At 47.3% G+C, this 21,787-nt stretch carries 14 protein-coding genes; 3 read left to right on the top strand and 11 right to left on the bottom strand.

The features are described from left to right. Positions 1-23: 23 nt before the first annotated feature. Positions 24-2,402 carry a TonB-dependent receptor gene (locus tag NBH01_RS07525; RefSeq protein ID WP_143919844.1) on the bottom strand — a complete coding sequence of 793 codons (2,379 nt, stop codon included), beginning with the start codon at positions 2,400-2,402 and terminating at the stop codon, positions 24-26. A 97-nt stretch (positions 2,403-2,499) separates the two neighbouring features. Between NBH01_RS07525 and NBH01_RS07520 the strand changes: the two genes are divergently transcribed. Beyond that, positions 2,500-2,934: a putative signal transducing protein gene (locus NBH01_RS07520; protein WP_008760469.1), complete on the top strand. Its 435-nt coding sequence runs from the start codon at positions 2,500-2,502 to the stop codon at positions 2,932-2,934. 26 nt (positions 2,935-2,960) lie between these two features. Continuing rightward, on the top strand, positions 2,961-3,779 hold the full coding sequence (locus NBH01_RS07515; protein ID WP_008760470.1) for an alpha/beta hydrolase: 819 nt from the start codon (positions 2,961-2,963) through the stop codon (positions 3,777-3,779). A 364-nt stretch (positions 3,780-4,143) separates the two neighbouring features. Here NBH01_RS07515 and NBH01_RS07510 read toward each other — a convergent pair whose 3' ends face one another. Both NBH01_RS07510 and NBH01_RS07505 read right to left on the bottom strand, forming a co-directional pair. Further along, positions 4,144-4,917 carry a DUF4595 domain-containing protein gene (locus tag NBH01_RS07510; protein ID WP_231109670.1) on the bottom strand — a complete coding sequence of 258 codons (774 nt, stop codon included), beginning with the start codon at positions 4,915-4,917 and terminating at the stop codon, positions 4,144-4,146. A gap of 100 nt (positions 4,918-5,017) precedes the next feature. Further along, the gene (locus tag NBH01_RS07505; RefSeq protein ID WP_250700054.1) at positions 5,018-6,472 is read right to left on the bottom strand and encodes a S41 family peptidase; all 1,455 of its coding nucleotides are present in this window, start codon (positions 6,470-6,472) and stop codon (positions 5,018-5,020) included. Between the two features lie 329 nt (positions 6,473-6,801). On the opposite strand from NBH01_RS07505, the gene mnmA reads away from it, so the two are divergent. Then, the gene (mnmA, locus tag NBH01_RS07500; protein ID WP_011107145.1) at positions 6,802-7,869 is read left to right on the top strand and encodes a tRNA 2-thiouridine(34) synthase MnmA; all 1,068 of its coding nucleotides are present in this window, start codon (positions 6,802-6,804) and stop codon (positions 7,867-7,869) included. Positions 7,870-7,898: 29 nt separating this feature from the next. Here mnmA and NBH01_RS07495 read toward each other — a convergent pair whose 3' ends face one another. The 8 genes from NBH01_RS07495 to NBH01_RS07460 form a co-directional block, all read right to left on the bottom strand. Next, the gene (locus NBH01_RS07495; RefSeq protein WP_008760474.1) at positions 7,899-8,561 is read right to left on the bottom strand and encodes a response regulator transcription factor; all 663 of its coding nucleotides are present in this window, start codon (positions 8,559-8,561) and stop codon (positions 7,899-7,901) included. A gap of 85 nt (positions 8,562-8,646) precedes the next feature. After that, positions 8,647-9,237 carry a DUF4251 domain-containing protein gene (locus tag NBH01_RS07490; protein WP_008766721.1) on the bottom strand — a complete coding sequence of 197 codons (591 nt, stop codon included), beginning with the start codon at positions 9,235-9,237 and terminating at the stop codon, positions 8,647-8,649. Positions 9,238-9,304: 67 nt separating this feature from the next. After that, on the bottom strand, positions 9,305-10,732 hold the full coding sequence (locus NBH01_RS07485) for a Na+/H+ antiporter NhaC family protein (protein ID WP_008760476.1): 1,428 nt from the start codon (positions 10,730-10,732) through the stop codon (positions 9,305-9,307). Positions 10,733-10,826: 94 nt separating this feature from the next. After that, positions 10,827-11,699, bottom strand: coding sequence for a VIT1/CCC1 transporter family protein (locus NBH01_RS07480; protein ID WP_008760477.1), 873 nt, complete (start codon positions 11,697-11,699; stop codon positions 10,827-10,829). Positions 11,700-11,820: 121 nt separating this feature from the next. Next, positions 11,821-12,255 carry a hypothetical protein gene (locus NBH01_RS07475; RefSeq protein WP_008760478.1) on the bottom strand — a complete coding sequence of 145 codons (435 nt, stop codon included), beginning with the start codon at positions 12,253-12,255 and terminating at the stop codon, positions 11,821-11,823. Positions 12,256-12,302: 47 nt separating this feature from the next. Next, positions 12,303-13,478 (bottom strand): MFS transporter, encoded by a 1,176-nt coding sequence (locus tag NBH01_RS07470; protein WP_008766719.1) that lies wholly within the window; start codon positions 13,476-13,478, stop codon positions 12,303-12,305. Between the two features lie 19 nt (positions 13,479-13,497). Next, complete coding sequence (gene pbpC, locus NBH01_RS07465; RefSeq protein WP_118417908.1) at positions 13,498-15,816, bottom strand: penicillin-binding protein 1C; 2,319 nt, start codon at positions 15,814-15,816, stop codon at positions 13,498-13,500. Positions 15,817-16,134: 318 nt separating this feature from the next. After that, positions 16,135-21,783 (bottom strand): alpha-2-macroglobulin family protein, encoded by a 5,649-nt coding sequence (locus NBH01_RS07460; protein ID WP_195380518.1) that lies wholly within the window; start codon positions 21,781-21,783, stop codon positions 16,135-16,137. Between the last annotated feature and the right edge of the window lie 4 nt (positions 21,784-21,787).

Raw genomic sequence — 21,787 nt, 5'->3', positions numbered from 1 at the left:
GTTTGTTATTATATAATATAGTGTTAGTATTCAAACGTGATTCCCAAAGTCGGCAGCAGTGTACCGCTTTCTTGCTTGAGGGACTTCATGACATACCGTTGTTCGGCTATCGGTGCGTCCGGATTCTTGATTACTCCGGTGCTCATTAATACATCTGCCTGTTTCAGCTTGCTGCCCGCGATATTCTGCAGATCGATGTAGAAACCCAGCATACAGCGCTTCAGATAGAATGTTTTGTCTATGCGGATATCTACCTGAGTGAAGGCCGGGAGTCGTTCTTCATTGTATCGGGTATAGTCGTAATACGGTTTTCCCTGTGCATTCCAGGCTGTTACCAGAGATGACTTGTCGGCATTATAAGGAGTATAGGGGGCACCGCCTATACAGCTGACTTTCATTCCGACGCTCCAGTGCCGGGGGAGATTGTAAGTTCCCCGCAAGTTGAAAATAAAGCGGTTGTCCCATGCGGAAGCGATGTATTCGCTTTCCTTATCAGTACGATATTCGCTTTTAAAGAGCGTGAAAGATGAGGCGAGATTCAGTTTCTTGGCGATCAGCCATTTAAGGAGAAGCTCTGCTCCGTAAGACCGTCCCTGTGCGGTGGAAGTAAGCAGCTCGTTGCCAATCACTCCGTAATCGTTTCCTTTGCAGGTCAACGGAATGCCGTCGGCTACGGAAAGAGGAATTTTGTCATAATCTTTATAGAATCCTTCGACGGATACTTCGAAGGTATCGCCCTTTCTCCAGTTCAGTCCTACGCTACCCTGGCTGACTTGCATATAGCGGAGCGCATACTTGTTGGCATAGAGTCCGTTATTGTTTTTAAAGCCGAGAGCGGTGTAGGGAGGCAGTTGATAATAGAGTCCTGCGTTTCCGCTCAGCGACCAGTGCTCCGTCAGTTGATAGGAGAGCGACAGGCGGGGAGAAAGCTGGTCGGACAGGTCTTTCATGGCTGCCGAGTAGTTGTTGGCATCGGCACGCAGTCCCAGAGAAGCCGTAAAACGCTCGTCTATGGAGGTGTAATTGACCGTTCCGAAAAGTCCCCAGCGCATAATGCCCAGATAGGTATGGTAGTCGAACGTCTGCGCATGGTCGGTATATACCTTCTGAAAGGTGGTGTTGCTATACTGGCTATAGTCCAGACTGGTTCCGACAGTGACTTTCCAGTTGCGGAAAGACGAACTGTTCTCAAGACGGAGCTGAGTATTTTGTTCTGTAGAGCGGAGGCGGAGCATCAGATGATCCGGATCGCTTTCGTCGTTCTGCTGATATTTGGTGTTCCGGTTGTTCAGATAACTGTGGCTGGCAACGACCGACTGCACGTGTGCCCCTGCATAGTGCCGGTATACGGCACCTAGAGTGAACGTCTCCTGCTGAATCTTAGGCAGGTAACTGAGGATGTATTCGTTGTCTTCATTGTTGGCTTTGGTGTTTAGTTTCATCTTATCAATGCCGCCCAGCCCTAGTACAGTCAATTCATTCCGGGCGTCAAACCTTGTTTTCAGCTTGAACTGCGCATCCGTAAAAGTCGGCAGAAAGGGCAGGCCGAGCATATCAAACAGAAATTGCAGGTAGGACTGACGGACGGAAACCAGATAGGAAGTCTTCTTGCCCAGATGTCCGTTGGAGGCAAGGGAGACTTCGGAAGCTCCGAGAGTAGCTTTTAGGGAATTGCGTTCCATGTCCCCGTCGCGCAATTTGAAGTCGAGCACGGAACTGAGCGCATTTCCTTTGTCTGTCGGGAAGGCTCCGGTATAGAAGTTCACTTCCCGTATCAGGTCGGCATTAAGGATACCTACCGGACCGCCCGATGCTCCCTGTGTACTGAAATGGTTGATATTAGGAATCTCTACTCCGTCCAGGTAAAAGCGGTTTTCGGAAGGCGATCCGCCTCGTACGATCAGGTCGTTACGGTATCCTATCGGTGAGAAGGTAACTCCCGGATAAGACTGTACGATGCGTGAGATGTCCCGGTTGGCTCCCGGACTCTTTTCTATTTCCTGCAGTCCGATGATGCGCAGGCTGACCGGACTTTCAATGTCCCGGCGGAAAGGGGAGGCGGTGACGGTCACTCCTTCCAGTTCCGTCTGATTCTCTTCCATCTCTATTTGTATATGTAGGTCTCTGGTCGAAAGTATGTATTCAGGGGTAGTGACGGTTTTGTATCCGATAGCGGACGCTTGCAGGCGGTAGATGCCGGGCGGAACTTGCCCGATCGAAAACTTCCCTTCGGCATTTGTCACTCCGCCTTTATTGAGTCCGACAATCATTACATTGATAAATTCCAACGGCTGACGGCTGGATTTATCAATGACTGTTCCCTTCACTTGATGGACAGGCTGTGCCAGAAGGAAGGATATGGTTATGTTGCAAAACAGCAGAAGCGACAGTAGTCTTTTCATGTTATTTGTAGTTTAGCGACTGCAAAGTTAATGGAAAATAGTTTCACATTTCAATTTTATGTTCTATTTTTGTGGGAATAATAAAATCTGGTTAAGTATGAAAACCGTAAAATTGATTACCTGTAATGACGCGATGAAGGCGCATATCCTTCAAGGAGCGCTGGAGAATGAGGGCATTGAATCTATTCTGCATAATGAGAACTTTTCTACTTTGTATAAAAGTTGCGTAAGCAGTATTGCGGGAGTGGATATTCTGGTGGCGGATGAAGATTATGAGAAAGCCGTTCAGGTGCTGAGGCAGAACCAAAGCTGGCCCGAAGAACTGACGCTCTGTCCTTATTGCGGTTCGTCCGATATTAAATTCGTATTGAGAAAAGGACACAAACTACGTGCCGTTGGTGCGGCTGTACTTTCCATGCTGGCAGCGGCGCCTCCGGGGGACAATCATTGGGAATATACTTGCCAGCAGTGTCATCAGACTTTTGAGACACCTGTCGCCGAATTTCAACCTTCGGGAGAAGACGAAGAATGATTGGATCTAAACATATTATAAACACAATGAAAAAGAAAAAACTTCTATTAATCGCTCTTTTGTTAGTTGGGGCAGCGTCTTCTTTTGCTGCCAAAGTAGATACGTTATTAGTGAAAAGTCCTTCCATGAACAAGGACATCAAGGTAGTAGTAGTCACTCCGGATGCGGCATTGGGAAAGAAAGCTACGGCGTGTCCTACTGTTTATCTCTTGCATGGTTTTGGCGGACATGCCAAGACGTGGATTGAGATTAAACCGAATCTGCCTCAGATCGCGGATGAGAAAGGAATCATATTTGTTTGCCCGGACGGAAGTACCAGCTGGTATTGGGACAGTCCGAAAGACCCGTCTTTCCGATATGAAACTTTTGTCTCATCGGAACTGGTGAAGTATATCGACGGACATTACAAGACAATCACCGACCGCAAGGGGCGTGCCATTACCGGTCTGAGTATGGGCGGACATGGTGGTCTGTGGACTGCTATCCGTCATAAAGATACCTTTGGCGCTTGTGGAAGTACAAGTGGAGGCGTAGACATTCGTCCGTTCCCGAAGAATTGGGACATGGCAAAACGCCTGGGGGATTATGAATCTAACAAGGAAATATGGGACACGCATACTGTAATCAATCAGATTGATAAGATTCAGAACGGGGATTTGGCAATTATCTTTGATTGTGGCGAGGCTGACTTCTTCATTCAGGTGAATAAGGATTTGCACAACCGCTTATTGGAAAAGAAGATCGATCATGATTTTATCACCCGTCCCGGAGGACATACCGGAGAATACTGGAATAACGCTATCGATTACCAGATTTTGTTCTTTGATAAATTCTTCAAGAAATAAAACCGGAAAAGCTTGACTTTTGCATCCGGATGTCGTATCTTTGGAGACATAATCATATAGTAGATTGAAATTAAACTACGATAGAAGGAGGAAGTGAAAACTTTCTCCTTTTTTTGTGTACTACTTGGTGAGGAACTGTTCAGATCGGTGCTGGGAGTGGTTCAGCTTGGTGCTTATTGAAATTTAGAAGGGATGTCGGGAAGAATTAGAAGGTATGTTAAGGCAAATTACATACTATGTTAAGTGTAATCAGATGCTTTGTTAGGTGAAAACGGAGGCTTTGTTTCGATAAACAGACTTTTATGTAGCGGAAAAGGCCAGTCGGAGTTAAGAATCTATAATTCTGCTCTTGACAAGAATCGGGTTATTCAATCGTAATTGAGATCGTGCGATTCAGATAAGATATACTTTTGCCATTACCATATTTAGTGCTGACCTTTAGACTGACAGGTTTCTTGTTTTTATCAAAGCTATAAGTATATTCGGTTCTTTCGGTGTATGTGTCACTGGTTTTCTCCGGATAAGAGGCGATAGTAAGGTGTTGTGTCGGTTTGCCAAGCATGCCGGCAAACAAGGCTTCACGATGGAAGGAAAGGGGATAAGTATCCGCCACCAGCATACAGGGAAGACGATAATAATTGATATCTTCTCCCGCTTCATAATTAGTCTGAAGCTTTCCGTAACCGGTGGATGATTCATAGGGCAGTGAAGGAGAGATGGTGGAAATTAAATCGCCCTTGTCATACTGTAGAGAAAGAGTGTGCGCGACAACTGCATCGCTGCTTCCTTCCCGGGGCATAATCTTTTCATTCACTTGTGTCAGATAGCCGTCCGTATATGAAAAGGTATATTGTCTCTTCTGGTCGAGAGAAGCATATTCGCATTGCGTGGCGTATCCTTCTTCGTTTAGGATGTATTTACGCTCAGTCCCTATTTCGTCTGTGAAAGTAACACTGCTTCTGTTGTTTCCGTATTGGATGGTAAGCGAATGGCTGATGATCTCTGTCAAGTCCGCTATCGAAATTTCTTGCGTGTAGGTATAACCGGTCAGCCAGGCATCTTCGTAGCGAAACTCTTCTTCTTTAGTAACGTCAGATACTCCGATTCCATCGGACTTGCAAAATTCGGAGAACAGCATCTTGCTTATTTCCGGGTCAGGAACTTCTGTGCCTGCTTTTTCTTCATCATCCGAACATTACTATCGCACACAACAGAAGTGCTATCTTTTTCATACTTGTTTATTTAATCCGTAACCCTCCGGCAAATCTTCTGCTGGCAGGACTGCTGACACTTTTTTCTATCTTAATACTCTTGGTACTTCGAGTTTCTTCTTCTTTGTCTTCGTCTTTCGGCGGATAGGTTCCCTCCAATGTCTGGATGGCTATGCTTAGCATTCTTTCTTTAGGATTGCCGAAAGGGAGGAACTGGCTGTAATCAGTAGTCCCGTTAATAGACGTTTCGCTTATTTTGAATTTATCGCTGGGAACAAGCACGAATGCGTCTTCGCCTGCATCATGGTCGGAGTTGTAAACGGTGCATACCACCGGATTGACAGACCAACGGTAGGTTTCGTTGATGAATTGCTCTGTAGCCACTGTTTGTCCCTTGCTTGCGCTACCCATGACAATAATGTTAGGAGCCTGCTTTTCTTTGTATAGGCTGGTCAGTAGCATTTCTGCTGCTCCGGCTGTTGTTCCGCTGGTGATTGCTACCAAAGTGTTTTGATTCAGATTGACACCGGTCTTCAGCACCTCCTGATCGAAATTGATGGTCGCGTCTTTGTCCAAGTTCTTGTCGTTATATTCCAGATAAGCCATCGGAGTGCCCATTCTTGCATTTGGCACAAGGATGGTGGCAAGTAACTGAACACAGTCCAGCGATCCTCCTTCGTTATAGCGAAGGTCAAGGATAGTGGCTTGTACGTTGGCTTCCTGAAATATCGTTGAGACTTTACGTAATTCATTATTATACTTCTCCGGATCGTCATTGGTTCCGGCGGTGAAGCTGTTGTACATCAGATAGCCGACTTTAGCACCATTGTCTAAAGTCAGAATTTCGTATTTATGTACCGGTTGGTCTTCTATAGACTGGGCGGCTCCCAAATCCAGCGTGACACCGTTCGGCACTACTTTATACACCATAACCGGTTCTTCCGGTACTTCTTCCCCTTCTTCGGGCTCTTCCTCGACTTCTTTCCATACCCCCATCGAAAGTTCTCTTGCTATTGTACCTTGCAGTAGTTGCGTTTCATACTTCTTGCTGATATAGGAAGTGTCTACTTTCATAATCCAGTCACCGCGTTGGAGTCCGGCTTTTTCGGCGGGTGATTCGGGGATAACATAAGTAATCAAGGCATTGTATGCCGTATCGTTATCCTGACTCTTGACGAGCGAGTAGTCGAATCCATAGGTTGGCAACGGAGCTTCCAGGACAGAATCTACAAAAGAGTAGCTGTCTTTGTCCCATTTTGCTTTGGATAAGAAGGTGGCAGGGTCCTGAAACAGGTTTACTTCATCGTAGCCAGGCATATATTGATACCACAGATAATTCTGTTGCATGATATCATACATCCATGTATCCAGTTCAGTCAGGTGGGCATATTCCGGCCAGCGGTCCACACCACACGAAAAGAAGCTGCTGACAGATACGACGATCAGGGCAGGTATAAGTAGTATTTTGCGTAAATTCGTCATCTTAAAAAGCTTTTCAGTGTGCAAATGTAGGAAATACTTTGCTTATCTACCACATTTATGGTATAAAAATGCCTTCAATATGTGATAGGCTGTTAGCAAATCCCCCCTTATCTTTGCAACATCGAAAATGATCAATAGGTATTCATATAAATAGAGAGAGAATAATTAGAATCCAAAGAGAGTGATATAGAGTAAATGATTTTTGGATGGACCGTAACCTGACTTTGATAAAGATTTAATGAAACAGATTTGCTGATGTGCTAATTTGTCGGTGATTAATACATTGGCATCTTAGCACAACTTTTGTTGTTTAACGAATAATTATGATGATGAATATAGCTGCATTATTGTCCGGAGGTGTCGATAGCTCTGTTGTCGTTCACCTTCTTTGTGAGCAAGGATACAAACCGACTCTTTTCTATATCAAAATAGGTATGGACGGGGCGGAGTATATGGATTGTTCAGCCGAAGAAGATATTGAAATGTCCACTGCCATTGCCCGTAAGTATGGTTTGTCCTTGGAAGTCGTGGATTTGCATAAGGAGTATTGGGAGAATGTGGCCGCCTACGCGATTGATAAAATAAAGAAAGGACTGACACCGAATCCGGATGTGATGTGTAACAAACTCATCAAGTTTGGCTGTTTCGAACAGCAGGTCGGAAAGAATTTCGATTTTACGGCGACAGGGCATTACGCCACCACCATCCGGCAGGACGGCAAGACGTGGCTTGGAACAGCCAAAGACCCTGTTAAAGACCAGACGGATTTCCTGGCCCAGATAGACTACCTGCAAGTTTCCAAACTGATGTTTCCTATCGGCGGACTGATGAAGCAGGAAGTACGCGAAATCGCAAGCAGGGCAGGATTGCCCAGTGCCCGAAGAAAGGACAGTCAGGGAATTTGCTTTTTGGGAAAGATTAACTATAATGATTTCGTTCGTCGTTTCCTGGGAGAGCGGGAAGGGGCGATTATAGAACTGGAAACCGGAAAGAAAGTGGGCACGCATCGCGGCTACTGGTTCCATACGATCGGACAACGGAAAGGACTTGGATTGAGTGGCGGTCCCTGGTTTGTGATCAAGAAGGATGTTGAGGAAAATATCATCTATGTCTCTCATGGATATGGAGTCGAAACGCAGTTTGGCAGTGAGTTCCGTATCAATGATTTCCACTTTATTACGGAGAATCCGTGGAAAGATGCCGGAAAGGAGATAGATATTACCTTCAAGATTCGTCACACTCCTGAATTTACGAAGGGAAAGCTGGTACAGGAAGAGGGCGGTCAGTTCCGTATCTTATCTTCTGAGAAGTTGCAGGGCATTGCTCCCGGTCAGTTCGGGGTGATTTATGATGAAGAAGCGGGGATATGTGTAGGAAGTGGTGAGATAACCCGATAGGCTGTTCCCTTTCAGAACTGAACCGGCTGTCAAATATAGTATTCCGCTAAATCCACAATCCCTGCACGCATCGCGTACTTGGTAGCTTCGTGCACATTGTTGACTCCCAGCTTCCGGAAGATATTCTTTCGGTGGCTGTTGATTGTATGAAAGCTGAGGTTCTTTTCTGCCGCTATTTCTTTTGTCGTCTTCCCCAGTGCAATTTCTTTGAGGATATTCTTTTCTGTCTGCGTCAGCAGATGATCATCCACCGTTGCAGGGGATGCGGCGGAAGAAGCCGTTCCCGAAAGCAGCAGATTGCTGACATGATTGCAGATATACCGTTGTTTGCGTGAAGCGCATTGCAGGGCGGACATGATTTCCTCTTTTGAGTTATCTTTCATCACTACTCCGAAAGCCATACTGCTGAATAATACCTGCCGGAGAAAATTGATACTTAACTCATCGGAGAACAGAATCCAGTCGGCCTCTTTAAACCGCTCCTGCAGGACGATCAGTTCGTCCGCTCCGGCAAAATCGAATAAGGTATAATCCAGAATAACCACTGCTTGCGGATACAGGCGCAGCTGCTGAATCAGTTCGGCCTTGTTGTCAGCTTCTAAAAGAACGGATACATCCTTTTGCCGGCTTAGCAGAAACATCATTCCTGCCTTGCTGATATCCTGATTATCTGCGATGATATATTCCCTCATAATGATCAATTAAAAAAACTCCGCTACAAATGTACGCATTTTGCGCGATTTGTAGCGGAGTTATTCTTATATTCTTCTGTTCGGATTACCAGGCACGTCCTTTGAAGATGTTTGACTGATCCAGTGGGACGATGTTACCGTTCAATGTCAGGTTGTTGTTATTGAAGTTCGGGCTGATAGATACCGAAGCATTGTTGTTACCGCTGCTCATATTAATAAATACCTGAGCTGAGATACCGATGCCCTGTACACTGAATGAACAGTTTACATTTCCTTTCTTATCGATATTCATCTTCATGTCCGAAGAGTTACCGTCTACAGTCACACCACCGATACCGTTAGGGCCGGGATAAGGAGTGTTGAACGCTGTCTGTACAGTGGCTCTGTTTCCGTTCATCAGGACGAAGTTAGTGTTGGAAGTCACGAAGGAACTCATACCGTTACGGAAGATCACCTGATTGGCTTCCAGAACAAACTGTTTGTTCTTCAAAGCCTGTACAGCCTGCTGGTAGGCTGCCATGTCCTGTACCTGTTCTTCTGCGCGAAGTTTTGCTCTTTCTGCGTCTCTTTCTGCTTTTCTGTCTGCGCGGCGGATGGCTGCGTTACTTTCCTGTGCATACATCATTGTGCTCGCACTTACTAAAACTAATGCTAATAATGCAATAAACTTTTTCATAACTTTTTTTTGTTTAGGTTTAATACGTTGTTCGTTTATTGCAAAAACAAAGTGTATGCCAGATTGTTCACGGGCGTTTTACAATTTTATATCCGATAGCTGCGACAGCGATACTCATTAAAGGACTGATAATGTTGAAAAAGCAATAGGGGAGGTACACCAGCGTAGGCACACTCAGGATGGTAGCCTGAGTCATTCCACAGGTATTCCATGGGATCAGTACGGATGTAACGGTTACTGAATCCTCGGTGGTCCGGCTGAGCAGGCAGCTTTCGTAACCTTTTTTAGCATAAATGTCGCGAAACATATTACCGGTCAGGATGATGCTGATGTACTGGTCGGCAGTTGCCAGATTGAGGAAAAGCCCCGAACAGACGGTAGCCGATACGACGCTGACCGTTTTCTTCATGAAACGTACGAAGAGCGATGTGATGCTTCCCAGCATACCGCTGGCTGTCATTGCCCCGCCGAAACACATGGCACATAATATCAGCCAGATGGTATTCATCATTCCCGACATACCACGGGTGGCAATTAAATCTGTCAAAACAGCATTGTCGGTCTGCAGGCTTGTCTTGCCGTAGATGGTCATCATCAGTCCTTTAAATAGGGAGTCGAAGTTGGAAACGGCAGCCCCCGAAATTTCCCGCAACAAATCCGGTTGGAAGATCAGAGCGAAAATGCCCGCCAATAGAGTGGACAGAAACAGGGTAATGATGGAAGGCACTTTCCGTGCAATCAATATGCCTGTTGCTATCGGTATAATCAGCAGCCACGGGGTGATATGGAACTTTTCATTCAGGGCAGCTGCCACTTCCGCGATGTGCTGGGTATTGCTGGCGTCATGAGACAGACCTGCTACCGTAAATATAATCAGTGTGATGATCAGTGAGGGCACCGTAGTAATCATCATGTAGCGGATATGACGGAAGAGGGGCGTGTCCGTGACGGATGCCGCCAATATGGTCGTCTCGGACAAGGGAGAAACCTTATCGCCGAAATAGGCACCGGAGATGATAGCTCCCGCAATCCAGCCTTCTTCAAATCCCTGTGCCTTTCCGATGCCCATGAGGGCAATACCGATAGTGGCGATCGTTGTCCATGAACTTCCGGTCATAACGGAGATCAATACGCAAATAATACAGGTGGATGTCAGGAAGAAACTGGGATGGATAATCTGCATCCCGTAATAAATCAAAGTGGGCACTACTCCGCTAATCATCCAGATACCGCTTAATGCGCCGATAATCAGTAAGATGATGATGGCTGTTGTCACTCCTGCCACGTTGTTCGTGATTGCCAGTTCGTAGTCTTTCCAAGGGATTTTGTAGAAAGCCATGCCGATAAGGATACAAATGGCGGTGGTAGTAAGCAGCGATACCTGACTTCCGCCATTGAGGGCATCACTGCCAAATACACGAATGGTGGCGAATAGTAATATCACTAATACGACAATGGGCAATAGTGATACGAGGGGAGATGGAGCTTTCTTCATTCTAAATATAACGCTTTATTATTTAATCTGGTGGTTTAGGTTTCTTTATTATGTAACTGCCGGACCTTCAATGATGTCGGATGCTTTATTGATTTCAGGCATCGATTCCGGTAAATGTCTTTAGAGCATATCCTATCAGGAAGCTGATACCAGCCACGCTGAAACTGAGTACAGCCATTTCTGTAAACCGCTTTCGGAAGCTTTCACCACGGGCTACGGAATAATAGTAGTTGAAAAGGGCAATGATGATAAGTGCCATGGTCAGCATCACTCCCAAAGCTACGATTACATTGCTGATCAGTATAAACGGAGTAACCAGTGACACTACCGTGATCAGATAGGCGATTCCTGTATATACAGCTGCTTTTACCGGATGTTTCTTATCATCCCCTTCCGATTTGGTAGAAAGATATTCGGAAGATGCCATTGACAGTGCAGCGGCTATCCCTGTGATACTGCCGGTCAGTGCTATCAGTTTACTGTCACTCAAGGCAAGTGTGAAACCTGCCAGTGCACCTGTAAATTCAACCAGCGCATCATTAAGTCCCAGTACGACCGATCCCATATATTCCAGCCGTTCTTCATTGATTAGTGAAATCAACTTTTGCTCGTGCACTTCTTCTTCATGTGCCAGCCGTTGTAGGTCCGGTATATGGGCATATTTATCATAATTATTATGGGCATTTTCCTCACTGGACTCCATTAATTTGATGGCGAATGTGATACCTAGTATGCGTGCCAGAAAGTAGAAACGGGCGATACGCTTATAGTCCGGACCGATTTCTTTTCCTGTATATTTCTTGAGGATAGCGTAATGCGACTTTTCTTCTGCTGCTATCAGTCGGAGCGTTTTGCGGTTATTCTCGTCTTTTTCGATAGATGCGAGCCGTTCATATAAGATGCTTTCTGTTATCTCGTTTCGTTGAAAGCGGGTGAATTCGGCAATATCCTGTTGGGTTGGAATCATTTCTTTATTTTTTTGGTCGCGCAAAGATACAATAAAAAGACAGAATTCTTTTTGCCTTGCCGGACAGCACAATAAAATTTATTATAAGTTTATATTTTATTGGAATATAGATGCTTTCCTGTTACACCGGATTCGTCTTGCGCCTCAGCCACCAGTAACGGATGAAGAGTACGCCGGTCAGGATCAGTGCGATGGACAGTCCTGTGTAGAAGACAGATATAAAACTTTCGGGCAACAGGTGGAAGCTGCGGATGGTGATGCCCATACAGATCATAAAGATCATGACGATCCAGCTTTTGACATCGAAGAAGGAGAAAGGGCAGTTCTTCTGTTCCTTTTTCCGTTCGATCCTTTGAGTATGCTTGTAATAGAGTCTTTTGAAGATTAATACGAAGAACAGCAGAAAGACGATGGTTGCTTCTCCTATCTTGAACATCCAGCCTTCGGAGTTATTAAGCCATGTAACGATGCCTATTCGCAAGATATTGGCACCGGCGATAATCCAGACGGTGCCTGCTGTGATAAGTAAGATTTCTTTGTTAACTCCGTATTTCATGTTTCCCTTTTTTTGTATTAAACGGTTTACTGCTCCGTTTTGTTGACTCACTTCTTCGACAAAGTTGTAATTAGTAAAGAAATGCAGGTCAGTGTAGCTCCAATTCCAATAACACCATGCCATCCGTACAATTGCCAGAATGTACCCGCAAGGAAGGTTCCCAGGGAACCGCCGACGAAGTAGGTCGTCATGAAAATTGTATTGATGCGGTTGGAGGCTCGGGGTGACAGTTCGAAGATACTGGTCTGATTACTGAGCTGGATGCACTGCATACCTATGTCGATGATGATAATTCCCAGAATGATACCAAGGTAGGTGTTTTCTCCGACGAAGAAGAGTAGCCATGAAAAGAGGATCAGTCCGCAACCGATGAAGTTGAAGCGGCGGACACCCACTCTCTTTACGTATTTCCCCACAAAGGAGGCGGTTAATGCTCCCGCCACACCGCATAATCCCAGCAAACCGATGATGTCGCTGTTGGCATGAAAGGGGGCTTGCCCCATCTTGAAGGCAAGGCAGGACCACATGGCAAGAAGGGAACCGAAGTTTAACGCCGCACGAATGGAATAAATGCGCAGCTGCGGAAACTCTTTCACCAAAGCCAGCAGGGATTTCATCAGGTCGCCGTACTTGCCCCGGAAGTTGGTCTGAATATCGGGAAGGACTTTGAGCACGACAATCGCGCAGACGAACATCATGGCTGCGGCGATGTAATACATTTCGCGCCATCCGAACAGTTCGCCGACGAATCCGCTGACCACCCGTGAAGCAAGGATTCCGGTCAGCAAGCCCGATAGGACGATCCCGACATTCCTGCCTTTGTTTTCCGGACGGGAGAACTGGGCGGCTATGGGAATGAATATCTGCGGAATCATGGAGCAGGCTCCCGTGAAGAACGAAGCAAGGAGTATCAGATGGATATTATCTGCCAAAGCAATCGTCAGCAGGGAGAATATCAGGACAAAGAAATTGACAAGGATAATCTTTTTCCGCTGATACAAATCACCTAAGGGAGTGATAAACAAGAGTCCCGCTGCATAGCCTATCTGTGTGACCATGGCAATCAGGTTGGTACGGAATTCTGATATGCCAAGTTCATGGCGTATCATATTTAGCAGCGGTTGGATATAATAGATGTTGGCTACCGAGACTCCTGCCACAATGGCGAGCGTCCACAGGATGGATGCCGGCAGACCTCCGTTTTCTTTCAATGACTGTTTCATGCCGCAAAGATAATGAATATCACTCAACAAAGAAAGTGGTGGAGATGGTATTTCCTTCACCGTCTACTGCCGTCAGCGAATGTTTGCCGGCGGCGGGTTGCAGGGAGATTTTGTGAAAGTCCTGTGTCTGGGCTTGGTAGGTCTCGTCAAGATGCCAGAAAATGGTAGCATTAGGATTGCTGTGCGCCAGTTCTACAGTCAGGAAACCTTTGCTGCCATCCAGTTGCTTGGGCAGTTTGATGCGTGCGTTCATCGGAGGATAGATAAATTGCATCGGCTGGAAAGTATCTTCTCCGCATCCGGCTTTGAAAGGAGGCAGCGGTTTATACTCCGGATGATGTTGTTTGTAATACCATTCCCATACGGGTGGCAGTGTGAACCAGCTTTTCTGAAGCGTAGGCTCCGTGTTGGCGCAATTTTCATAAATACGCTGGCTTTCATCGGCTGATAAAGTGACGAGGTGGTGATAGGGGCATGCCTCTGTCCGCAGTCCTGCCGGTAAAACAAGAAGCGTGTCCGTTTCATCACAGAACCGTCCTTTCAGATGTCCCGATTTCCGGCAGACCTCTGCTTCGACAAAGATGCCCGTAGGGCGTGTAAACCACGAAGAGGCGGGAAGCAGATTAAAAATATCGAATAGTACGGGACCCGCTGTCTGTGCACCCACCAGTCCGGGCTTTCCTTCTCCGGTGGCATTTCCTACCCATACGCCGACTGCATAGCGGGGCGTAACACCCACCGCCCAAGCATCCCGGAATCCGTAGCTTGTTCCGGTTTTCCATGCAATGGTCTGCATGGAAGGAATGGATTTCCAGTCAATCTCTTCGGGACGGTTGACTTCTTTCAAGGCATCGAATGTCTGCCATACGGCGCCTGGCTGAAAAGGATCGGTTGATTCTGTGATTCGGCTTGTCGGGAGCAACAGGCTGCAAGACCTTTGCGGCAGTTGCAACAAACTGCGTCCCATCATTGCATATGCGTTTGTTACATCCCATAAAGTGGCTTCCGCTCCTCCCAGAATAAGTGATAAACCATAGTGGGAAGAAGAACGGTTGATGGTTTTTAGCCCGATCTGTTGCAGGAAGCTATGAAACTTCGGGACTCCGTATCTTTGCAGCATCGTGACTGCGGGAATATTTAATGAACGCGCGAGAGCTTCCGAAGCGGGAACAGCTCCTTCGAACTGCATACTGAAATTCTGTGGCGTAAATCCGTTGATATTGACAGGTACGTCCAGCAGCAACATATCCGGCAGTAAACTTCCTTCCTGTAACATTGCGTAATATAAGAAAGGTTTGAGAATACTGCCCGTACTTCTCGGAGCCTGAATGACGTCTACTTGATTTCCTCCCTGCTTCCGGTCGAAATGGACGTTACCGCAGTATGCCACCACTTGATTGCTCGGAATGTCAATCACCAGAATGGCCAGATTGCGAATATCACTTCGCCCGAATTCGTTACTCCATCGTTCCGCCAGGTCTTCTACTTGGGTCTGGATACCCTTGTTGATGGTCGAACGGGAGTATTCGCCGTTTCGTTCCTGATAGAACCGGCTGACCAGGTACGGTGCGATATGTGGGAGCGCATGAGGCTCGTCGGGAAGTGGCTCGCTGATAGCCAGTTCGTAGGTAGAGGAATCGATGGTTTTCTTTTCGAGAAGCTGTTTCAGCAGGCGGTTTCGTTTGTCAAGCAACGTTTTCCGTCCTTTGGACAGATGAATCATGGCGGGCGCGTTGGGAAGAACGGCAAGCATGGCAGACTCCGCCCACGATAAGTCATCGGCAGAATGTCCGAAGTAGCGCCATGCGGCGGCATCCAGTCCCACTACATTTCCCCCGAAAGGGGCATGGGAGATATACATGGAAAGAATCTCCTCTTTGGAAGCGCGAAATTCCAGTCGGGTGGCCCAGATCATTTCAATCAGTTTCTCACGGAAGGTGCGCGATTCGTTTCGTGCCAGGCGGATGGTCTGCATGGTCAGCGTGCTGCCTCCGCTTACGATGCGTTTATTCTTCACATTCTGATAGAAAGCTCTTCCGATAGCGAACGGATTGACTCCCCAATGGTGGTAGAAATGTTTGTCTTCGAAAGTGATGAGGCATTCCTTGATCTTTTCCGGAGTCGTGTTTCGGGGAGGGAATCTCCATTGACCGTCGGAGGCGATGCGTGCACCCAGCAGTTCCTCGTTCCGGTCCGTCACTACTGTGGAGTAGGGGACATGAAACAGGTGGCGGGGAAGACAAAAGATATATCCTGTCACCAAAAAAGCAAGAATACAAAGTATTACTTTTTGGGTGACGGACAATCGTTTGAAGAAATTCAAGATTTTGCTTCCCATGCAATATGCTGTCTGTTAATTTTATCTGTTATTCAGTTCCCTTAGACAGATACTCTTATATATGATAAACTCAACGGGGTTAACTAAAAAGTCGACTCTATCTTTAATGGGGTGACTAAAAAGTCGACTCTATCTCAACTCTCCTCCTTCGGGAAGGAGGAGTACCCGTAGGGGGAGGTGGTAGGTGAATTATAACTCTCTATATTACAGTGAACTATGCATTCACCTACCACCCCGGCTTTGCCACCCATCCTTCCCGAAGGAGGGGAATTTGAGATACTGCCGACTTTTTAGTCAGCTCTATTGAATCATCTCTTGTCAGCGGCTGACAGTCGTTCTTCCCGCTTTGGTGCGTGCCTGTACCGCTGCGTCATACATAGCTTCGCACTGAATGGCCGGAAGAATGAAGTTACCTGCATAAGTTGCCTGCAACCTTACGGTAAATGTTTTCGATTCACCCCGTCGCAGGTCGAAATAAGTCAATACCCGGTCGTCACGAATATCTTTATAGGTGTACTTACTGGCTGAACTTTCCGAAGTATTCGCTTCATTAGAATTGGAAGAGGACGCTTCCGGAACAATCATCCGTTCATTATATATTTCCCATCCGGACGGTATGATATGTGTCAATGCCAGATTGCTGTAATCGGAAGTACCGCTGATATTGGATAGGGTGACTGCAGACATAAAGTCCGTTCCCTGTCTGATGTCTTCCACGGAAATCGGTGAACCTGCCATATCTGTGTATTTTACATCCAGCCGGATATTATCGGCAATAGCTGGCAGCGTATCATTCAGCAATTGGGTACGTGTAATCAGGTCTACGCTCAATGCTCCTTTGCCTTGATTCTTCACAGAGACTGTTCCCGATTTCGGAGAAGTAGCTATCTCCTTCTCAAATACGGCTTTAGCAGATTTCACAACGGGCTGTTGCTTGCCGTTCCAGCTCCATGTGAAATCCAGTGTACCGGATAATTGCTCCGCAAGTCGTCCCATTGCTATCAGGGCAAAGGCGGTAGACTGCGTGCTGAACCAGTTTTCCTGTGCCAGATTCTGTGATACCTTTTTTGCCTGTTGCAACGCATCCCGATCCCGTTTCATCAGAATGAGCGTTTCCAGAATCATTGCTTCATCCCGGTCGGACGAACCGTAAATCAGATTCATGGAAGAGTAAGGAATGACGGTCGTTTCTGCGTTGTATACTAATTCTCCGGCAGGTTTCATCTTACCGGTCAGCGCGTAGGCGGCTGCCAGTCTCCATTTGGCTTGGATGGAGAGTCCCGGCTGTTCCTTCATGCGGTTCATGGCTCCGTATTCCGGTGCACCGGCCAGTGCAAGGGTATAGAGGCGGAAGGCCTGCTGCAATTCCGATTGCCATATCTGCCAGTTGCTTGCTTCCTGCGGCATACGCCAGTTTTGGGCGGCGGCACGCTGGAAGCGTTTCCATTTGTTCAGTACGTTCGGATGAACGGCATACCCTTTTTCTTGTGCCAGTGTCAGGAACATACCCGTGTAAGAAGTGATCCATTCATCGGCGACGGCGTTGCCCGGCCAGTATACAAATCCGCCGTTGGGAAGCTGGCGGGCATATATCTGCCGGATAGCTTCCTGTACATTCGTCTTTATTTTCTCGGCCTCCTGTTCGTCCACCGCCTTGAACTGGGAGACGAATAAGAGAGGTAATGCTTTGGAAGTCAGTTGCTCTGTGCAATGATGCTGATAGTTGTATAAGAAGTCGAATCTACGGCTGATGTCTACCGACGGAATGCGGGAGACTTCCAGTTGCACCTGATTGTTAGCCGAAGAAGAACCTGCCAGTGTATATGACAGTTCGGCCTCCTGACCGGCTTCTATCCATTGGCTGTTGCGTAAGGTAACCACCGGATTTGGATTCCGGACTTCTATTTCGATCGTTTCTTTCGTTTGCTGTCCGTTGCCGCTTGCCGTCAGGTGGATAGTTGCCTTTCCGGTTTTGCTGCCTGTTTTCAGAGTGAAGTATGCCAGTTGGTCACCCGGCTGGTCAAAAGTGAGTGACTGCTGGCGATTGCCCGTGATCTGTACGCCTGCGCCGGATGCTTCCAGCGATACGGTCACGTTCTTCACTTGGTTCTCCATAGCGAATACATTTACCGGAACGGTAATTTCTTCTTGTGTACTCAATACACGGGGCAGAGTAGACAACAGCATGAGCGGTGTCCGCACAAATGCAGTCTTTTCCGCATTTCCGTAAGCGCCGTCCTGTCCGGCAACTACCATCGCACGTACAGAGCCCACATACATCGGAAGCTTCAACGTATGTGTCTGTTGCTTGCCTTTCGCAAGATAGAAAGGACCGATAAATTTGACCACCGGTTTGAAACGGTTGGCTTTGGCATCTGCCGGTTTCAGTGAGGCATCTCCACCCGTGCTGAACAATGAACTGTAACGTCCGCCGGAAGCACCCAGCACATCGTCGTACATATCCCATGTACGGATGCCGAGAGCCTCGCGTGCATAAAACTCGTTCCACGGGTCGGGCGTCTTGAAGTTAGTCAGATCGAGCAGACCGTCATCCACAATCGCCAGTGTATAAGTCATCGGTTTTCCGCTTTTCTCACTGACAGTCACGTTAAAGTCAGTTTCCGGACGCAGCACTTCCGGCATCTTGATCTGCGGTTGCAGAATCGTCTGACGGTTGGTCACAAATACCGGAGCAATGCCGTACATACGGATCGGCAGATCATTGACTGTCTGCGCATGAGGCTGCAACAGGCTGATATGCAGATAAACATTCGGAGCCATTTCCGGTGTAATCTTGAAGGTGAGTTTCGTATCTCCCTGATCGGACACTTCGAGCCATTGCTGCTGCAAGACGGTCGAACCGTTTTCGAGGGATACCAGTGCACGTCCTCCGGCGGCTGCGGGAATGATTGCCGTGGCTGTTTCTCCTATCTCATAAGAATCTTTGTCCAGTGAGAAAGCGAGCATCTTGATGCCGCTCGGGTCTGTCTTGTTCGAACGTCCGCGCCAGTCGGGCCAGTCGATGTAGACGGTTCCTCCGGTAGCGTGTCCGCTTTCACGGTCTTTCACGTACACCAGATAGCGTCCCCAATCCGGATAATTGATGCGGAACTTGAAGGAGGCTTTTCCTCCTGTGGTCTGCAGGTTACCACTGGCAACGGGAGTGATGGAACTGTTGTTGATGTAAGTTCCGAAAGACTCTTCACCGTTTTCCCACCACCAGCTCCAGCTGATCCGGTAGATTTTATATTCCAGATTGGAACGGTTCACCGGCTGTCCCTGATCGTTGACCGTCACGATATCAAACACATGATCTTTGTCTGTTTCGATATACTTTCCTTTCGGCTGGTTCAGATTGATGCCCACATACGATGTGAACGGAGAGAAGGGAACAGTCTGCGAGTAGATGCTTGCATCTCCTCCCGGTTCGAAGACACGAGTGGTGAACGTTGCATTCAGCATACCCGGAGCCCCCGTTGCTACCGGAAGCTGTATGTTGACGCCTGCTCTTCCTTCCGCATCCAGTACCCCGTTGAACACATCCGCCCGGACGGTCGTAAAGTCCGTTGCCGGATTGTTGAACAGGTATTGTCCGTAGTTCTTGAACTGCGTATTGACTTTCGATAAGGACATTTCGACCTTTGCTTTCAGTCGCGATGCGGTGGCTCCCGTCAGCCATGAAGAAGTAAGCGGGGCATATACGTCTTTGCTCGAAGCCTGAAGGATGGTTGGCAAAGCCAGCGTAATCTTCAGACGGTTCGGCTTGATGGTTTCGATGCGCAGACTCTTGTGGAAAGCGGTTCCTCCTACTTTCACGTAGGCATTCCATAATCCGGTGGGATCGTCGGCTTGCGTGGGCACGGCAAATGTATAGAATCCGTTTGTCCCCTGGGTAGAGATCATTTTGGTATAGAACTGTCCTCTTGGATTGTAAATCTCCAATGCTACCGGATGTTTGTCCGGAATACGTTTCTCACGGTCTTCCAGCATGAAAGAAATATGCAGTGTATCTCCCGGACGCCATACGCCTCTCTCGCCATAGATAAATCCTTTCAGACCTTTCTGAATGTCTTTTCCTCCCACATCGAACCGGCTGACCGACTGCTCCTCGCCATCGACCACGCGTACATACGCCTTTTGCTTGTCCGCTTCGGCCACCGCTATGAAAGGAACTCCCTTCGGAGTGATTTCTACCAGCCCTTCACCGTTCGTCTCTCCCTTTCCAATCGGCTGAAGCTGGAAGTTATAAATCGTCACTTGTGCTTTCGCTACCGGTTTCGTATCCAAAATGTTATTTACTGCAATCCACAATTTATTCAGTGAATTACGTTTCACAATCATTCCCAGATTGGAGGCAAGGATATTGCAGGCGGCTATCCGGTCGGAATTCATATAGTAGGACGGATGGCAGGGGTTATCCCGTTCTGTCCATCGGTACTGACTCCAGTCCATCGGTACGCTGCCATTATAATAATAGTATGTTTCCGGAGTGTCCCATACTGCTTCATCGTCTTCCGACAATGTCTCTCCGCTGACTTTGGTCAGGTTGTCGGAAGACTTGTTGTCCGCAAACTGCATTTCCTTGTTTTCACTTCCCCCGCAAGGATAAGCGGAGTATTCCTGACGGAACGAGAGGATGACACGGTAAATGGCTCCCGGCTCCTGATGAATCAATCCGGCAAGGTCTATCGAATAGTCTTCCCAGCGGTGCACATCTTTGGAAGAATCTTTCGCCAGCCACAATGTCTTCTTATAAACCAGTCGTCCCGAACGTCGCAATTCATTGGCTGAGGAGAGCGAGTTGTTCTGCATGAACATCAATACGTTGTTTTCGAAAATACGGATCACGCTCAAATCCACCGCATATAGATTGACGGCACGGAAGGGGATGATCAGACTTTTCGAATCGGGCAGGATAGCGGCGGAAGTAGCCATTTCTACCTGCGGTTTCAGGTTCAGTTCACTGAATGAGATGGAGTGGGAAGTGCCCAGCGGTTTGTCCTGGCTGTTTCTTATTCCTTCATGGATATTCAGCGTCAGTTTGTTCAGTTTGCCGGTTTCGAAGTAAACGAATACTTTATTTTCTTTGATCTGGAAAATAGAGGAAGAAACTTCCGGAACGTCGATGAGTCCTTTCAAATCCTGTGTGTTGGATACAGGGTCGGAGAATATGATTTCAATTCCGTTTTCCGGTTGGTCGATGCGTACGGCGGACAGGAAGCGGAAACTGTTCTTTGCCGGGATCAGAATACTTTCGTTTTGGGTACGGTCGATGCCTGCCGGATTGCCTTTGGCGGTAATTTCCAGTTGGTAATCTTCCGCCTCCCTTGTTATCTGACTGATGCTGAATGCGTATCGGGTCGGGTGATCTGTCTGGGTGATTTCAATCGGATAGCTTTTGTTCTTTTCGCTTCCGGCTGTGAGCATTTTCTCTACTTCCTCTTTTTTCACTACATCGCTGAAACGTATTTCACCCGTTACGGTCACTTGGTCGGGCTGGGTGGCTGTGACGGTTATCGGATCGGTATGAATACTAAAGTTTCGTTCCTGCACGCGGAAGGAGAAGTTGAATTCTTCCAGCTTTTTGTCTACATCGACGAAATCTCCCAGGTGGAAGGTTCCTTCGTAAAAGGCACCTGGTTTCAGTGCCCCTTCTTCGGGGACAAATTCAATGGTATTGTTGCTGACCCAATACGTTTTTCCTTTCAATGAAGGAGAGAAACTGAACGGATTGTCTTTCAGTTCCTGATTCAGGTCTACCATCGGCTGGTCCTGTGTCAGTTCTATGCGTATCGTTGAGTTTTGCGAAATCACTCCTCCCGTATAAGCATTGACGTATGGAGCGTATTCGGCAGAAGGAATAATGTCTTTCTGATTACTTTTACAGGACGAAAATCCCGCAATTACTGTCAAAAGAATCAAGAATAGTCCGGCAGCAGTGCTGCATCTGGTTTTAATTTGTCCCATAGCG

The sequence above is a fragment of the Bacteroides sp. B1-V-101 genome (genome assembly GCF_023656585.1).
In the GTDB taxonomy this organism is placed as follows: domain Bacteria; phylum Bacteroidota; class Bacteroidia; order Bacteroidales; family Bacteroidaceae; genus Bacteroides; species Bacteroides thetaiotaomicron.
The sequence above is the reverse complement of the archived record's forward strand: the minus strand, read 5'-3'. Positions and strand labels throughout refer to the sequence as shown.

Bases quoted from the DNA above. Each gene is read 5' to 3' on its own strand.
- NBH01_RS07525 (WP_143919844.1), bottom strand. From the start codon at position 2,402: ATGAAAAGACTACTGTCGCTTCTGCTGTTTTGCAACATAACCATATCC.
- NBH01_RS07520 (WP_008760469.1), top strand. From the start codon at position 2,500: ATGAAAACCGTAAAATTGATTACCTGTAATGACGCGATGAAGGCGCAT.
- NBH01_RS07515 (WP_008760470.1), top strand. From the start codon at position 2,961: ATGAAAAAGAAAAAACTTCTATTAATCGCTCTTTTGTTAGTTGGGGCA.
- NBH01_RS07510 (WP_231109670.1), bottom strand. From the start codon at position 4,917: ATGCTGTTCTCCGAATTTTGCAAGTCCGATGGAATCGGAGTATCTGAC.
- NBH01_RS07505 (WP_250700054.1), bottom strand. From the start codon at position 6,472: ATGACGAATTTACGCAAAATACTACTTATACCTGCCCTGATCGTCGTA.
- mnmA (WP_011107145.1), top strand. From the start codon at position 6,802: ATGAATATAGCTGCATTATTGTCCGGAGGTGTCGATAGCTCTGTTGTC.
- NBH01_RS07495 (WP_008760474.1), bottom strand. From the start codon at position 8,561: ATGAGGGAATATATCATCGCAGATAATCAGGATATCAGCAAGGCAGGA.
- NBH01_RS07490 (WP_008766721.1), bottom strand. From the start codon at position 9,237: ATGAAAAAGTTTATTGCATTATTAGCATTAGTTTTAGTAAGTGCGAGC.
- NBH01_RS07485 (WP_008760476.1), bottom strand. From the start codon at position 10,732: ATGAAGAAAGCTCCATCTCCCCTCGTATCACTATTGCCCATTGTCGTA.
- NBH01_RS07480 (WP_008760477.1), bottom strand. From the start codon at position 11,699: ATGATTCCAACCCAACAGGATATTGCCGAATTCACCCGCTTTCAACGA.
- NBH01_RS07475 (WP_008760478.1), bottom strand. From the start codon at position 12,255: ATGAAATACGGAGTTAACAAAGAAATCTTACTTATCACAGCAGGCACC.
- NBH01_RS07470 (WP_008766719.1), bottom strand. From the start codon at position 13,478: ATGAAACAGTCATTGAAAGAAAACGGAGGTCTGCCGGCATCCATCCTG.
- pbpC (WP_118417908.1), bottom strand. From the start codon at position 15,816: ATGGGAAGCAAAATCTTGAATTTCTTCAAACGATTGTCCGTCACCCAA.
- NBH01_RS07460 (WP_195380518.1), bottom strand. From the start codon at position 21,783: ATGGGACAAATTAAAACCAGATGCAGCACTGCTGCCGGACTATTCTTG.